This is a genomic window from Niveispirillum lacus, from assembly GCF_002251795.1.
In the GTDB taxonomy this organism is placed as follows: Bacteria; Pseudomonadota; Alphaproteobacteria; order Azospirillales; family Azospirillaceae; genus Niveispirillum; species Niveispirillum lacus.
Genome location: NZ_NOXU01000027.1, coordinates 208089 through 222831 on the forward strand (window position 1 = coordinate 208089; position 14743 = coordinate 222831).

At 62.3% G+C, this 14743-nt stretch carries 14 protein-coding genes; 3 read left to right on the top strand and 11 right to left on the bottom strand.

Annotated features, from left to right (window positions below; translation table 11 throughout):
* Window positions 1-149 precede the first annotated feature (149 nt).
* The 6 genes from yidC to CHU95_RS10095 all read right to left on the bottom strand — a co-directional run bounded on the left by yidC (window position 150) and on the right by CHU95_RS10095 (window position 5152).
* Window positions 150-1877 (bottom strand): membrane protein insertase YidC, encoded by a 1728-nt coding sequence (gene yidC / locus CHU95_RS10070; protein ID WP_094456201.1) that lies wholly within the window; start codon window positions 1875-1877, stop codon window positions 150-152.
* 81 nt (window positions 1878-1958) lie between these two features.
* Window positions 1959-2228: a membrane protein insertion efficiency factor YidD gene (gene yidD / locus CHU95_RS10075; RefSeq protein WP_094456202.1), complete on the bottom strand. Its 270-nt coding sequence runs from the start codon at window positions 2226-2228 to the stop codon at window positions 1959-1961.
* Window positions 2225-2653: a ribonuclease P protein component gene (gene rnpA / locus CHU95_RS10080; RefSeq protein ID WP_094456203.1), complete on the bottom strand. Its 429-nt coding sequence runs from the start codon at window positions 2651-2653 to the stop codon at window positions 2225-2227. Before rnpA ends, yidD begins: the two co-directional genes overlap by 4 nt.
* A 10-nt stretch (window positions 2654-2663) precedes the next feature.
* Window positions 2664-2798: a 50S ribosomal protein L34 gene (rpmH, locus tag CHU95_RS10085; protein WP_094456204.1), complete on the bottom strand. Its 135-nt coding sequence runs from the start codon at window positions 2796-2798 to the stop codon at window positions 2664-2666.
* A gap of 156 nt (window positions 2799-2954) precedes the next feature.
* Entirely contained in the window at window positions 2955-4349 is a 1395-nt protein-coding gene (pgmG, locus tag CHU95_RS10090; protein ID WP_094456205.1) for a phosphoglucomutase/phosphomannomutase PgmG, read from the bottom strand.
* A gap of 146 nt (window positions 4350-4495) precedes the next feature.
* On the bottom strand, window positions 4496-5152 hold the full coding sequence (locus tag CHU95_RS10095) for a glutathione S-transferase family protein (RefSeq protein ID WP_094456206.1): 657 nt from the start codon (window positions 5150-5152) through the stop codon (window positions 4496-4498).
* Window positions 5153-5330: 178 nt separating this feature from the next.
* Between CHU95_RS10095 and argB the strand changes: the two genes are divergently transcribed.
* Window positions 5331-6245 (top strand): acetylglutamate kinase, encoded by a 915-nt coding sequence (gene argB / locus CHU95_RS10100; RefSeq protein ID WP_094456207.1) that lies wholly within the window; start codon window positions 5331-5333, stop codon window positions 6243-6245.
* 30 nt (window positions 6246-6275) lie between these two features.
* On the opposite strand, the gene glgA is transcribed toward argB, so the two are convergent.
* From glgA to glgC, 3 genes are all read right to left on the bottom strand, one after another.
* On the bottom strand, window positions 6276-7769 hold the full coding sequence (gene glgA, locus CHU95_RS10105; RefSeq protein WP_094456208.1) for a glycogen synthase GlgA: 1494 nt from the start codon (window positions 7767-7769) through the stop codon (window positions 6276-6278).
* A 25-nt stretch (window positions 7770-7794) separates the two neighbouring features.
* Window positions 7795-8628, bottom strand: a complete 834-nt coding sequence (gene map / locus CHU95_RS10110; protein ID WP_094456209.1) for a type I methionyl aminopeptidase — start codon at window positions 8626-8628, stop codon at window positions 7795-7797.
* Window positions 8629-8745: 117 nt separating this feature from the next.
* On the bottom strand, window positions 8746-10062 hold the full coding sequence (gene glgC, locus CHU95_RS10115; RefSeq protein ID WP_094456305.1) for a glucose-1-phosphate adenylyltransferase: 1317 nt from the start codon (window positions 10060-10062) through the stop codon (window positions 8746-8748).
* Between the two features lie 504 nt (window positions 10063-10566).
* Between glgC and CHU95_RS10120 the strand changes: the two genes are divergently transcribed.
* The gene (locus CHU95_RS10120) at window positions 10567-11856 is read left to right on the top strand and encodes an ammonium transporter (protein ID WP_281255158.1); all 1290 of its coding nucleotides are present in this window, start codon (window positions 10567-10569) and stop codon (window positions 11854-11856) included.
* Window positions 11857-11966: 110 nt separating this feature from the next.
* Here CHU95_RS10120 and CHU95_RS10125 read toward each other — a convergent pair whose 3' ends face one another.
* The gene (locus tag CHU95_RS10125; RefSeq protein WP_094456211.1) at window positions 11967-12944 is read right to left on the bottom strand and encodes an NADPH:quinone oxidoreductase family protein; all 978 of its coding nucleotides are present in this window, start codon (window positions 12942-12944) and stop codon (window positions 11967-11969) included.
* Window positions 12945-13008: 64 nt separating this feature from the next.
* Entirely contained in the window at window positions 13009-13980 is a 972-nt protein-coding gene (locus tag CHU95_RS10130) for a helix-turn-helix transcriptional regulator (RefSeq protein ID WP_094456212.1), read from the bottom strand.
* A gap of 103 nt (window positions 13981-14083) precedes the next feature.
* Here CHU95_RS10130 and CHU95_RS10135 point away from each other — a divergent pair, with 103 nt between their 5' ends.
* Window positions 14084-14647, top strand: coding sequence for a hypothetical protein (locus CHU95_RS10135; protein ID WP_133065498.1), 564 nt, complete (start codon window positions 14084-14086; stop codon window positions 14645-14647).
* Window positions 14648-14743: the final 96 nt, after the last annotated feature.

Genomic DNA, 14743 nt, shown 5'->3' on the forward strand with positions numbered 1-14743 from the left:
AACACACACCCCCGGCACAAAGGCCGGGGGCTTTCATAATCAAAACGTCTCGGGACCTGCCATCCAGGCCGGCGACCGCCGGCCCATGGGCCCATGCCCACGTAAGCCCAAGGCGGCGGATGCCGCCGCCCGGCGCCTGAGGGAATGTATCAAGTCGCCTTAACGCCCATGCGACGCATGATGTACCATTGCTGGGCGATGGACAGCAGGTTGGACCAGGTCCAGTAGATCACCAGACCCGCCGGGAAGGCGGCCATCATGAAGGTGAAGATGAAGGGCATCAGCATGAAGACCTTCTGCTGAATCGGGTCCGGATTGGACGGATTCATCTTCATCTGCAGCCACATGGTAATGCCCATCAGCAGCGGCCAGATGCCGATATGCAGGAAGCTGGGCGGGTCCCACGGGATCAGACCAAACAGGTTGAACAGGGTCGTCGGATCGGGTGCCGACAGGTCATGGATCCAGCCATAGAAGGGCGCATGGCGCATTTCGATGGTGACATACAGGACCTTGTACAGCGCGAAGAACACGGGGATCTGAAGCAGGATGGGCAGGCACCCAGCCAACGGATTGGCCTTTTCCTCCTTATAAAGCTTCATCATCTCCATGGAGAGGGCTTCGCGGTTGTCACCATGCTTCTTCTTCAGCTCCTCCATTTTGGGCTGAAGCTTCTTCATCTTCGCAAACGCTTCATATTGTTTGTTGGCGATGGGGAAGAAGGCCAGACGCAGGAAGACGGTGAAGACCAGGATGGCGATGCCGAAATTGCCGATCATGCGGCCCAACCAGTCCAAGCCATGGAAGAACGGCTTGGTCAGGAAGTAGAACCAGCCCCAGTCCACGGCATAATCCAGACTGTCGATACCCAGCTTTTCGGTATAGTCGTTCAGCAGGCCCACGACCTTGGCACCGGCAAACAGCCGATGGGTGGTCTCCGATGCCTGACCGGCGGCGATGGTCACCGCAGGTGCCTTGTAATCGACCTGATAGACATCGGTGCCGCTGTACTGGTGCAGGACACGCATGTCGGTGGTGAGTGACTGATCCGGGATCAGGCCGACCAGCCAATATTTGTCGGTAATACCGATCCAGCCACCAGTAGAAGACAGGTTGATGGTCTTCCCATCTTCCTTCAGGTCATCATACTTATATTCCTTCAAGGTGCCGTCGACGATGGCCAGCGGCCCTTCATGCAGAACGTATGTACCTTCCACCTCGGGCATGCCACGACGCTGCACAAAACCATAGGGACTGAGCGCCACCGCTTCGCCCGTCTGGTTGCGCACGCGCTGCGTAACGGTGAACATGTAGTTGGCGTCAATGGCAAAGATCCGCTCGAACACCAGACCGGCACCATTGTCCCAACTCAGGGTAACCGGGCTTTCCGGTGTCAGCGTGCTGCCACTGGCGGTCCAGACCGTGTCGGCCTTGGGCAGGGCCACGGCGTCACCGGCAGTCGCAGCGACCCAGCCAAATTCGGCGTAATAGGGGTTCTGAGTTCCGACCGGGGCCAGCAGCACCACTTCCGGGCTGTTCTTGTCCGGGGTGGTCTTGTACTTGGCCAGCGTCAGGTCATCGACACGGCCGCCGCGCAGGTTGATCGACCCATGCAGGCTGGGGGTGGAGATGGCAACGCGACCGGTCTCGGCCAGGACCGTGGCACGATCCCGGACCGCCGGTACGGCATCACCACCGATCGCGGGGGCGGCGCCGGGCGTGGCCGCGGGCGGCGCCAGTTCGCCCTGCATCGCCTGCTGGCGCTGGGCTTCGGCCTGAGCCGCCAGCAAACGCGGACGTTCGTAGAAATAATGGAACCCGAACAGGATCGCGATCGAGATCACGATGGTCAGGATAAGGTTCTTCTGATCCGTCATGGGTTTTGGTCCAGGTTCCGCATTCAATGGCCGGTTACATACCGGGGCACGCCCGGTTGGTCACATGAAAACGGCGGGCGATCAATGCCCGCCGCAACATTTTTCGCTCCGGGAATGTCCCGGATGCCGGGGTGGCACCGGGTCATACCCTTCCCCACCCCAGGGATGACAGCGCGCCAAGCGCCGCAGGGTCAGCCAGCCGCCCCGCCATGCCCCATGCGCCGCCAGAGCCTCCAGCGCGTAATGTGAGCATGAGGGGTAGAATCTGCAACGGGGCGGACCCATCATCGGCCGGATGGCCCAACGGTAGCAAAGCACAAAAGCCCGGAGCAGCCAGGCTGCCGGGCTCATGCGTTTTCATCCTTCGCCGGGACCGATTCGGCTTGTGCCGCTTCCCGCTTGCCCTTCCACACCCGGAGCTTCTTCAAAGCCTGCGTGAGGTCAGCCTTCAGGTCAGCAAATGGCCGACGCACCGTTTCCGCCCGCGCCACGAGCACAAAATCATGTCCGGGCGTGGCGTTGGGGGCCAACACTTCGGCAAGCGCCGCGCGCAGACGACGACGGGCACGGTTGCGTTCAACCGCGCCCCCCACCTTCTTGCTGGCTGTCAGGCCGATACGTACCGGCGGCTCGCCGGGGTTCGGGTGCTGCCGCTCATCATGGGCACGGGCCTGAAGAACCAGGCCCGGCGTGGCCCATTTGCGACGGGCGCCCGCGACAGCCAGGAATTCCGGCCGTCTGGTCAGGCGCCCCACCTTTGCTTTGGGAGGCGCCATGCCGGTAACCTTAAGCGCTCAGCTTCTTCCGGCCCTGGGCGCGGCGCTTATTGATGATGTTGCGGCCAGCGGCAGTGGCCATGCGAGCGCGGAAACCATGACGGCGGGCGCGCACGATCTTTGAGGGCTGGAAGGGACGCTTCACGGTACTTACTCCGGTCTTGAAACTACTGAGTACAAAAACGAAGCGTGGTCTATAGTGGCGAAGCGGCCCGGAGTCAACCACGCTGGGAAAGGCCGCCTGCAACCCAGGCCCGCAACCGGCCAGCCAACCGATGGCCGGTCACGGGCACTTGCCGGGTCAGAAATCGGCTGGGGCGGCAATGCCGCTCTTGGCCAGATTGGTCTTGATGGCGCCTTTCAGACGCTCCAGCCCATCGGGGCTGAACGCCTCGGCACGGGCCACCAGCACATCCTGGGTGTTGGACGCGCGCAGCAGCCACCAGCCATCGGCATTCTTGACCCGCACACCATCAATATCATTGACCTCCGGGCCACCGGCGGCTTCTTCCGCCTTCACCCGGGCTTTGATCTCGTCGACCGCGGCAAATTTGCGTTCCTCGCTGACCTGGAAGCGGACTTCCGGGGTGTTAAGCACCTCTGGCAGTTCATCGCGCAGGGCCGACAGTTCGCCAAGGCGGGATACCAGTCCCAAAAGCCGGACGGCGCAGTAGAGCGCATCATCAAAGCCATAATATTTGTCGGCAAAGAAAATATGTCCCGACATTTCGCCAGCCAGGGGGCTGTTGGTTTCAGCCATCTTGGCCTTCAGCAGCGAGTGGCCGGTTTTCCACATCAGCGGCTTGCCACCCAGCTTGGCGATCTGGTCGAACAGGGTCTGGCTGGCCTTGACGTCGGCGATGATGGTAGCACCGGGAAAGGCCGCCAGCACATCCTTGGAATAGATGGCGACAAGCTGGTCACCCCAGACAATGCGGCCCTTCTCATCCACGGCGCCGATACGGTCGGCATCGCCGTCAAACGCGATGCCCAGATCAGCCTTCTGCTCGGCCACCTTGTGGATGATGTCTTCCAGGTTTTCTGGAATGGTCGGGTCGGGATGGTGGTTCGGGAAAGTACCGTCAATGTCATCGAACAGCAGCGTATGGGTGCCCGGCAGCTTCTTGACCAGACGGCGCAGTATCTCGCCCGCCGCACCATTGCCATTGTCCCAGACCACGTTTAGGTCGCGTGTACCATCGTAATCAGCGGCCAGCCGGTCGACATAGGCGTCCTGAATATCGATGGTTTCTTCGCTGCCCTCACCGGTGGCGAAATCGCCGGCGGCCGCGATCTTGCCGATTTCCAGGATCTGGCTGCCGAAGAACGGGGCTTTGCCGATCATCATCTTAAAGCCGTTATAATCCGGCGGATTGTGGGAACCGGTGATCATCATGCCGGCATCCAACTTCAGGTGGCGGGCTGTGAAATACAGCATGGGGGTCGGACCCAGTCCGATGCGGACCACATGCAGGCCCGTCGATTTCAGACCGTCAACGGCGGCAGCCTCCAGGTCCGGCGACGACAGGCGACCATCATAACCGATCGCCACCTTCTTGCCGCCCCCGCGCACCACCATGGTGCCGAATCCCCGGCCAATGGCGCGGGCATCGTCGGTCGTCAGCGTCTTTCCGATGATGCCGCGGATATCGTATTCGCGCAGGACCGTGGGATGGAAATTGTGCGCCAGGGTCATGTTTCCGTCACCTGAACTGAGGTTGGTTAAAAGGTTTATGCGCGCAGCAAAGCACAAGCCGCGACCGCCCGCCAGCCTGTTGAACAGCTCCAGAAGCGTTGATCGCCGCGGTAGTGTGCGTGGCCGCGTTACCGGCACGCCAGGGGTCAGCTATCGACGTAACCGTCGGGGAAGTGACGGCGCCACAGTGCCATCACGCGCGGATCACGATCCACCCGTTCCGCCACCGCGATGATCCCCGGCGCCACTGCCCGGATCGCGTCGCGGCCTGGGGTCCAACGGGTCATCATGCCGACATAAAGGTCCAGCGCCGTGAGATCGGCGGTGCCCAGCATCCACGTTTCCGGCGTAGGCCTTAATGCCGCCTCCATCGTCTTCCAGCACAGAAGGATACGATTGACCGTGGATTGCTTCAGTTCGGCCATCGCCGCTTCACCCGTCACCCACTGATCGACAAAATCCCGAACCGTGTACATCGGATAAATGGCGGCCGGCAGGTAAACCAGCCAGCGCAGGAACGCAGGGCGCAGCGGCTCATCCGGGCCGGGCCCCAGCCGGCCTGGGCACCGGTCCAAGATCCAGAGCAGGATCGCCACCGATTCCGTCATCACCGCGCCGTCCGGTAGAACCAGAGTCGGCACCTGGACCAGGGGGTTGATGGATTGAAGGGCCGTCAGCCCATCCGACGGCACCCAAGGGTTGGCATCCACATAATCGTAATCCATGCCCGCTAGGATGAACGCTGCCTCGACCACGGCGGAACCGCAGCCCGTCGCTCCATAAAGTACCGGCTTTCCCACCATGATTTCTCTCCCCGGGCCGCTATCGCGTCATCGGAACACAACATGAACATCGCTGCAAGTGCCCTGTGGGGCTGTTGGCTGGGAAAGCAGATTGCCCCCACCCCTCACTGGTGTTAGACACACGCCCGTTTGCCCGTCACAATCCCTGGCCCTTGCGCCCCGACCGGAGCCCCCGCCCATGACCGTTTCCGTCACCCCGACGCTGACCCGCGAGGAATGGCTCGCCAAGGCCCAGACCCTGTCGGAGGCACTGCCTTACATGCGTCGTTATGACGGCAAGATCATTGTCGTCAAATATGGCGGTCACGCCATGGGCAACCCGGAACTGGCCCGGCAGTTCGCCAATGACATCGTGCTGCTGAAGCAGGTCGGGGCCTACCCGATTGTGGTGCATGGCGGCGGACCGCAGATCGGCAAACTGCTGGACCGGTTGAACATTAAGTCCGAATTTATCGACGGGCTGCGCGTGACCGACAAGGACACGATGGAGATCGCCGAGATGGTGCTGTCCGGCAGCATCAATAAGGAAATCGTAGCCCTGATCAATGATGCCGGCGGCGACGCCATTGGCCTGTCGGGCAAGGATGACGACCTGATCGAGGCCCGCAAGGCCACCCGTACCAAGCGCGACCCGGACAGCAATATCGAAAAGGTCGTGGATCTGGGCTTTGTGGGGGAGCCCTTCCGCATCAACCCGCAGATCCTGCATAAGCTGCGTCACGCCGGTTTCATTCCGGTCATTGCTCCCATCGGCATCGGGGAAGATGGCCAGACCTACAATATCAATGCTGATACGGCTGCCGGTGCCATTGCCGCCGCCATGGATGCCTCACGCCTGCTGCTGCTGACGGATGTGGCCGGGTTCTTGAACAAGGACAAGCAACTGGTGCCGGAGCTTTCGGTGTCCGATGCCCGCGCTGCGATCGCCGACGGCACCGCGTCCGGCGGCATGATCCCGAAGCTGGAAACCTGTATTGACGCGGTTGTCGGCGGGGTTGAGGGGGCCGTGATTCTGGATGGCCGCGTGCCTCACGCCATCCTGCTGGAGATCTTTACCGAAGGTGGGGCCGGAACGCTGGTGGGCAAGAAATAAGCCCGTACCGGCGCACCTGCCCCGGTCAGTCTATCCCTGCGCCGCCGCCATCGCGGCCTTGTACGTGTCCACATAGTGCCGGGCGGACGCGCCCCAGGATACGTCGCGGGCCATGGCGGCGCGCTGCACCTTGCGCCAGCGGTCGGTCTGCGGATGCAGGGCAAAGGCGCGGTCAATGGCGTTGATCAACGATGGCACGGTGACGGGACCAAAGGTGAAGCCCGTCGCCGTACCATCAGACAATGCGTCATCGGTGCAGTCCGTCACCGTATCGGCCAGTCCCCCCACACGACTGACCAATGGCAGCGTCCCATAACGCAGCGCATACATCTGGGTCAGGCCACAAGGTTCAAACCGGGACGGCACCATCAGCACATCCACGCCCGCCTGCAAACGGTGGGACAGCGCTTCGTCATAACCCAGCACCAGCCCGACCCGGCCCGGATAATGCCGTGCCGCACCAGCCAATGCCTGTTCCAGGGACGCTGTACCGGTGCCCAGCACCGCCAATTGTCCACCACGTGCCACAATATGCGGGATGGTTTGCACCACCAGATCGATACCTTTCTGGTCCGTCAGACGGCTGACGATACCGAACAGGGGCGCATGGATATCGGGGGACAGACCGAAGGCGCGCTGGATATCGGCCTTGTTGGCTTCCTTGGCGCTCAGATTGTCGGCGTCGTACAGGGCACTTAACTGCGGATCACGGGCAGGGTCCCAGGCATCCGTGTCAATACCATTCAAGATGCCGTCCAGCACATCGGCGCGGGCCCGCAGCAGTCCATCCATACCGAAACCAAAGATTTCTCCTTGGATTTCGGTGGCATAGGTCGGGCTGACGGTGGTCAGCCGGTCGGAATAGACCAGCCCTGCCTTGAGAAACGACAATTGGCTGTAAAATTCGAACCCCTGTGGCGTGAATCCGTCCCAGGGCAAGCCCAGGGTCGGGACCGTCTCTGCCGGGAACAGGCCCTGGAAGGCTAGGTTGTGGATGGTAAACACCGTGCCCGGCCGCTTCAGCCCGGCCAGGGGCCAAAGCGGGAAATGCAGGTGTGCGGCCGCAAGTCCTGCCTGCCAATCATGCCCATGCAGCACATCTGGCTTCCACGCGGCCCGCCCGGTGGCCCCATCACCGGCCAGCCCGATCAGGGCGGCGATACGGCCCAAGGCGGCAAAGCGCAGGTGATTGTCGGACCAATCCTTGCCATCCGGCCCCAGATAAGGATTACCCTTGCGTCCGAAAAAGCTGGGAATATCCAGCGCGTAGACGGTGCCCCCATCCACGCCCCGGCCTGCCACCAGCCGGGCCGGGGCGGCCGACGGCAGGCCCGGCAGGCCGCGCAGATCGCGCAGCACCTTGCTATTCTCCAGCCGGTCCAGGACACCCGGATATCCGGGGATCAGGGTGCGGACATCCACCCCTTCTGCCCGCAGCGCTGCCGGCAAGGCGCCGGCCACATCGCCCAAGCCACCCGTTTTCACATAGGGCAGGCATTCCGACGTCACGAACAGAACACGCATGATCGGGTCCGGGGCTGTTATGGGTTCAAGGGGCAACAGACGGTACCGGACAATCCAGCCCGGCCGGCGAACGGGTGAAAATCTCCACCCCGTCCTCCGTCACGCCAACCGTATGTTCAAACTGCGCCGACAGGGACAGGTCGCGGGTGATGTTGGTCCAACCGTCGTCCAGGGTGCGCACGCCGGGGCCCCCCTGGTTAAACATCGGTTCGATGGTAAAGACCATGCCGGGAACCAGTTTCATACCACGTCCCGGCTTGCCGAAATGCATGATGTCTGGCGCATCATGGAAAACACGGCCGATACCATGGCCGACATAATCGCGAACGGTCGAATAACCCACGGATTTGGCGGCCCGTTCGATGACATGGCCGATGTCGCCCAGATGCCTGCCGGGCGCCACCTGCCCGATACCGACCATCATCGCGTCATAGGTGGTTCGGACAAGATGCGCCGCCTTGGGTGTCACCTCACCCACACAATACATACGGCTGGTATCGCCATACCAGCCATCCACGATGGCGGTGACATCGACATTGACGATGTCACCGGCCTGCAGCCGTTCCCCCGGCGAAGGAATGCCGTGATTAACGACATGGTTGGGGGAAATGCAGCAGGATCTGGGGAAGCCGTGATAGCCCAGCGTCGCCGCGAGCGCACCGTTTGCCTTCAAGAACGCGACCACCAGATCATCGATGGCGGCGGTGGTGACGCCGGGCTGCATCGCGGGCGTGATATGGTCCAGACAGGCTGCGGCAACCACACCAGCCTGATGCAGGGCAGCGAAGGCCGAACTGCCGTGCAGCGTGACCCGCCGCCCCAGCGGGTCCAGCACAAAGTTACCCGGATAGGTCTTCATCTGCCCTTACCACCCGTTTGCATCCGCTCTGCCAAGGGACATTGTCCATCTGCGCCTCAGACCAAGCGGCCGGATGGCCGCGCCCGGCGTCTGGGGCGCAGATGGAACGACCATCCATTAGGCCTTCAGACGGTCCAGCATGTCCTGGGTGATCAAGACCACCCCATTCTCGGACCGATAAAAGCGCCGCGCGTCCTCCTCGGCATTTTCGCCAACGACCAGGCCGGCAGGGATAACACAGCCGCGATCCACCACCACCTTGGTCAGGCGCGCATTCCGGTTCACCTCTACCTCCGGCAGGATGACCGCATCGGTCACCTCACAATAGGAATGGATGCGGACCTTGTTGAACAGCAGCGAACGACGGACCAGCGAGCCGGACGTGATGCAACCGGCCGATACCATACTGTCCACCGCCATGCCCCGACGGCCATCATCATCAAAGACGAATTTCGCGGGCGGCAATTGTTCCTGATAGGTGAAAATCGGCCATTCCCGGTCATAAAGATCCAGATCGGGTGACACGGTACACAGGTCCAGATTGGCTTCCCAATAGGCATCAACCGTCCCAACATCCCGCCAATAGGCAGTGCCCGGCTGCGCCTTGTTGCGCACGCAGCTTTCATTGAAATGGTGGGCCACGACTTTGGCGTTCTCTACCAGATAAGGGATGATATCCTTGCCAAAGTCGCGAGAGGACTTCTGGTCCTCGGCGTCACGTTCCAGATGGCTGTACAAAAAATCGGCATTGAAAATGTAGATGCCCATGGAAGCGAGGGCCATATCCGGCTTGCCCGGCATGGCGGGGGGATCGGCCGGCTTTTCCAGGAAGCTGACAATCCGGTTGTCATCATCGACATGCATGACACCGAATCCGGATGCCTCCTTGCGTGGCACCTCAATGCAGCCCACGGTCACATCGGCACCGGTGCGAATATGGCTGGCCAGCATATTGGCGTAATCCATCTTGTAGATGTGATCGCCAGCCAGGATCAGCACCCATTCGGCCTTGTGTGACCGCAGGATATCCAGGTTCTGATAAACGGCATCGGCCGTGCCCTGATACCAACTGGTCTCATTGATACGCTGCTGGGCCGGCAACAGGTCGATGAATTCCCCGATTTCACCACGCAGGAAGTTCCAGCCCCGCTGCAGGTGCCGCAGCAACGAGTGCGACTTGTACTGTGTGATGACAGAGATCCGACGGAAACCGGAATTGATGCAGTTGGAGAGGGCGAAGTCGATAATCCGGAACTTACCGCCAAAATGCACCGCCGGCTTCGCACGGCGATCGGTCAGTTGCTTCAGGCGGCTTCCCCGCCCGCCTGCCAGGACCAGCGCCAATGCATGGCGCGGCGCCTGCCGCAGATCACGATCCAAACGCTGTTCGGACTGACTGGTGACCAATTCCCCACCCTCCCTTATGCCGCGCATCATGTCGCGCATCGCGCTCGTACCGACCGTTTCGACGGGCGGCGCCTGTTTCGGCAGGATGGTGTCACATGCGGGGCACGCGGTCACGCCTGGATACGTATGAAATTCCAACGCTGCCAAACAATGCAGACAACGAAATGGCGAAGAGCACACAACTCGGCGATGCTCCCTGGGAAACCCGCATGCACTCGAATGTTTGCCTAATTTTTAATCTGACACATTTTTAGCCGCTGAATCGAGGTGCCTCGAATGGGGCATATCCACATAAACAATTGTTTGTCTTGGATTTTTCCAAAAAAAGTTCCGATAGAAACCGCCCAATATTTGGGCAAATCCCCACCGATCGTCCGGAGTCGCAGCGGCGGCGATGAATTTCAGTCAGGCGACACCAGCGTCCGAGCGTAGGGATTCCGCCGCTTTGCACAACGGCACGGACTTTGAATAGAGGGGCAGCGGCGTGTGCGGCGGCCGGTCGGCCCCGTGCCCACAAGAATGGGGAGCCAGATGAATCGTATGTTGAAGACCCTTTTCGCGGCGTGCCTGGCATTAGTTCCGGGTGTGGCCCTCGCTCAGGACGCGGCACCGACCCCGACGCTGGACAGCGGCAATACCGCTTGGCTGCTGACGTCGACGGCACTGGTGCTGTTCATGACCATTCCCGGTCTGGCGCTGTTCTATGGCGGCATGGTCCGCAAGCTGAACGTCCTGACCATGGCGATGCAGAGTTTCGCCATCGCGGCCCTGGTTTCGGTGCTGTGGGTTGTTGTCGGCTTCAGCCTGGCCTTCGGTCCTGGCAATGCCTATATCGGTGACCTGAGCCGGGCCTTCCTGTCCGGCCTGGAGGTTGGCAGCCTTTCCGGCACCATCCCGGAATCGGTGTTCATTGCCTTCCAGATGACCTTTGCCATCATCACCCCGGCGCTGATCACCGGTGCCTTTGCTGACCGGATGAAATTCTCGGCCCTGCTGCTGTTCACGGCACTGTGGTCACTGATCGTTTACAGCCCGGTCTGCCACTGGGTGTGGGGCGGTGGCTTCCTAATGGGCGATGGCGTGCTGGATTATGCCGGCGGCACCGTTGTTCATATCAATGCCGGCGTTGCCGGTCTGGTGGCCGCCATCATCCTGGGCAAGCGCAAGGGCTATGGCACGTCGGACATGAAGCCGCACAACCTGGTTCTGTCGCTGATCGGTGCGGCCATGCTCTGGGTGGGCTGGTTCGGCTTTAATGCCGGCTCCGCGGTTGCCGCTGATGGCCGTGCGGGCATGGCCATGCTGGTGACGCAGGTCGCTGCCGCGTCGGCCACCCTGGCCTGGATGTTTGTGGAATGGGGTGTGAAGGGTAAGCCCTCTGTCCTGGGCGCCGTCTCCGGTGCCGTGGCGGGTCTGGTTGCCATCACGCCGGCGGCAGGCTTCGTTGGTGTTGATGGGGCCCTGGGCATCGGTATTGCCGCTGGCATCATCTGCTACTTCGCCTCCACGACGCTGAAGCATGCCCTGAAGTATGACGACAGCCTGGATGTCTGGGGCGTGCATGGTGTTGGCGGCATTGTCGGCGCCATCCTGACCGGCGTCTTTGCCAAGGCTGCTATCGGCGGGACCGCTGGCGCCCTGGAAGGCAATATCGGTCAGGTCTGGACCCAGATCTGGGGCATCCTGGCCACGGTTGTCTGGTCGGCTGTTGCCACTGCCGTCATCCTCTACGTCGTCAAGGCCATCACCGGCCTGCGCGTTGACGAGGACGCGGAACGTGACGGTCTGGATCTGGCCCTGCATGGCGAGAGCATCCAGTAAGTTGCAGGCTCCGGCCTGAATGAATGACCGCCGCACCGGGCGCCCGGTGCGGCGGTTTTCATTTGGGGCCAGCCTGTTGAATGTCGCTTAAGCGCCAGCGCAGCCGACAATCACCCCAGCGTCAGCACCACTTTGCCCGTCGCCTTGCGCCCTGACAAAAGATGAAATGCCTGGGCATAGTCCTTGATGGGCAGCGCGTGTGACACGTGCGGCCGCAGCTTGCCCTGACCCCACAGGGCCAATAGTTCCATCAGGCTCTGGCCCAGGCGCTGCGGGTTATGTTTGCGATAGGCTCCCCAGAAAAGGCCCAGCACCGCACAATTTTTGACCAGCAGCAGATTGGCCGGCACCTGCGGGATGCGACCGGCCGCATAGCCGATGGTGATGATGCGCCCGCACCAGGCGATGTTACGCAGGGCCGCGTCGAAATAATCCCCGCCCACCGGGTCGAACACGACATCCACACCCTTGGGCGCCAATGCCTTTAGCCGGGCTTTCAGGTCCTCGGCCGTATAGTCGATCACCTCATCCGCACCATGCGCCTTGACCACGGCCAGCTTTTCCGGCGACGACGCCGCCGCGATGACCCGCGCGCCCATGGCCTTACCGATCTCTACCGCCGTCAGGCCAACCCCGCCCGATGCACCCAGGACCAGCAACGTCTCCCCCGCCTGCAACTGCGCCCGGTCTGTCAGGGCCAGGTGCGAGGTGCCATAGGCGACGGGGAAGCCGGCGGCAGTGGCAAAATCCATCCCATCGGGAATGGGCAGGACGGCACCCGCCTCTACCACCGCTTCCTCGCGAAACGCGCCCGTGGCCGACAGCGCCATGACCCGTTGCCCGACCTTCAGGTGCCGAACACCGTCACCCAGTTCCGTCACAACGCCCGCGCACTCCATGCCGGGGGTAAAGGGAAAGGGCGGCTTCTCCTGATACTTACCCTCGATGATCAGGGTGTCGGCAAAGTTCAGCGCTGCCGCCTTGATGGCAATCCGCACCTCCCCTGCGCCCAGTGGCAGCGCCTCCACCTCTTCCAGCACCAGACTGTCCGGTGGGCCAAACCCTTTGCACAGCAACGCCTTGGGCATGTCATCTCCTCCCGCAGGTTCGTTCAAACAATTGTTTGAAGTGTGACGGGGACGGGTCAGCGGGTCAAGGGGGCGGCGTCTGCATCTGCACGACAATCCCCTGCGCCATCTCCATGATCCTGACCCGCACCGCATCCGGTGCCCGCACCCGGACCTCTGGCCCCAGGCCGAGCAGCAGCCGGGCCGCCTGATCAATGGTCTCGAACGGCAGGGTGAGATCAGCCCAGCCGTCCGCATCCGGGGGCCCTGCGGCTGCGACGGCCTGCGCCGCGTAGGCACCCAGCCGGGACAGCAAATCCCGGCCCCGCGCGCTGACCCACAGATGCGCCCGGTCAGGCCGCAGCCGTTCCTCGAACGCCGCCAGATGCTGTGCCCAAAAACCCGGAAGATGGAAATCAGTGGGCCGCACGAACCCTGTACGTGTGACCTCCAGCGCCCGGATGGCGGCGACTTTGAAGACAAGGGGACGGTCGCTGGTCAGGGCCGCGAAGTACCAGGCGCCCGCCTTGAGAACCAGGCCCAGCGGATCCAGGGTCCAGTCGCGCTCACCCTTCCAGCTTTCGTACCGCATGACCACCCGTCGGCAATCCAGCACAGCACGGGCCAGGTCGGGCAGGAAGGGGGTGGGTTCGGCCACGCGGTACCAGTCGGCGGCATCCAGGTGGAACCGGTCGCCCATGCGCCCCGCCTCCTCTCGCGCCGGGGCCGGCAGGGCCAGCATCAGCTTGTTCCAGGCGCGTGCCGCGGCCTGTCCCACGCCCAGTGCCCCGGCCAACCCCGGCAGGCCGATGGTGAACATCGCCTCCGCCTCGTCACTGGCCAGCCCGGTCAGGCGGGTGCGGTACCCTTCCAGCAATTGGAACCCGCCACCTGGGCCCCGGTCGCCATAGACAGGCACGCCCGCTGCACTCAACGCGTCAATGTCGCGATAGATCGTGCGCTCCGACACTTCGAGTTCGGCCGCCAATTGCGCGGCCGTTTGCCCGCCGCGCAATTGCAGCAGCAACAGCAGGGAAAGCAACCGGCTGGCCCGCATTATTCGACCCTTCACGCAATTACCTGACACAGGATGTCAGGTATAGCGCGTCACAATTGCGCCGTCGCCCGGCAAACGGGGGCCCACAAAGATGGAGGGTAAAATGAGTGATCAGACCGGCGTAATCGCGCGACGGCCTATGCTGCAATCGGCTCTGGGGCTGGCCGTGGGCGTGGCCACCGCTACACTCCCGGCGGCGGCCGCGGAACCGGCGGCGGGGAAAGCGGGTGATTTTAATTTTCTGGCCGGCGAATGGCGGATCAGCCATCGCCGCCTGAAGCCCGAAACCGGCGAATGGGATGAATTCACAGGCGAGGCCACCTGCTGGACCATCCTCAACGGGGCCGGCAGTATCGAGGAACTGCGCATTCCCGCCCGCAACTTTGCCGGCGTGGGCATCCGGCTGTTGCAGGTGGAGCGCAAAATCTGGTCTGACGTCTGGGTGAACGCCAAAAACGGTGTGCTGACCACGCCGGGCCTGACCGGCACTTTCCGCCATGGCGAGGGCGTGTTCGAAGCGGACGAGATGGATGGCGATCAGCCCATCAAGGTGCGCGGCATCTGGGACCGTATCACGCCGACCAGCCACCGCTGGTATCAATCCGTCTCACGCGATGGCGGCCAAACCTGGGACGCCAATTGGTATATGGAGTGGGTGCGGGTGTGAGCACGGTTCTGCGGCAGCGCCATTCGCCGCCGCAGATCACCGCTTGATCTCTGCATCGATCAGCACCACAACCGGGTAGCCGCGATACTCCGCCGG

Bases quoted from the DNA above. Each gene is read 5' to 3' on its own strand.
- yidC (WP_094456201.1), bottom strand. From the start codon at position 1,877: ATGACGGATCAGAAGAACCTTATCCTGACCATCGTGATCTCGATCGCG.
- yidD (WP_094456202.1), bottom strand. From the start codon at position 2,228: ATGAGCCCGGCAGCCTGGCTGCTCCGGGCTTTTGTGCTTTGCTACCGT.
- rnpA (WP_094456203.1), bottom strand. From the start codon at position 2,653: ATGGCGCCTCCCAAAGCAAAGGTGGGGCGCCTGACCAGACGGCCGGAA.
- pgmG (WP_094456205.1), bottom strand. From the start codon at position 4,349: ATGACCCTGGCGCACAATTTCCATCCCACGGTCCTGCGCGAATACGAT.
- CHU95_RS10095 (WP_094456206.1), bottom strand. From the start codon at position 5,152: ATGGTGGGAAAGCCGGTACTTTATGGAGCGACGGGCTGCGGTTCCGCC.
- argB (WP_094456207.1), top strand. From the start codon at position 5,331: ATGACCGTTTCCGTCACCCCGACGCTGACCCGCGAGGAATGGCTCGCC.
- glgA (WP_094456208.1), bottom strand. From the start codon at position 7,769: ATGCGTGTTCTGTTCGTGACGTCGGAATGCCTGCCCTATGTGAAAACG.
- map (WP_094456209.1), bottom strand. From the start codon at position 8,628: ATGAAGACCTATCCGGGTAACTTTGTGCTGGACCCGCTGGGGCGGCGG.
- glgC (WP_094456305.1), bottom strand. From the start codon at position 10,062: ATGCGCGGCATAAGGGAGGGTGGGGAATTGGTCACCAGTCAGTCCGAA.
- CHU95_RS10120 (WP_281255158.1), top strand. From the start codon at position 10,567: ATGAATCGTATGTTGAAGACCCTTTTCGCGGCGTGCCTGGCATTAGTT.
- CHU95_RS10125 (WP_094456211.1), bottom strand. From the start codon at position 12,944: ATGCCCAAGGCGTTGCTGTGCAAAGGGTTTGGCCCACCGGACAGTCTG.
- CHU95_RS10130 (WP_094456212.1), bottom strand. From the start codon at position 13,980: ATGCGGGCCAGCCGGTTGCTTTCCCTGCTGTTGCTGCTGCAATTGCGC.
- CHU95_RS10135 (WP_133065498.1), top strand. From the start codon at position 14,084: ATGAGTGATCAGACCGGCGTAATCGCGCGACGGCCTATGCTGCAATCG.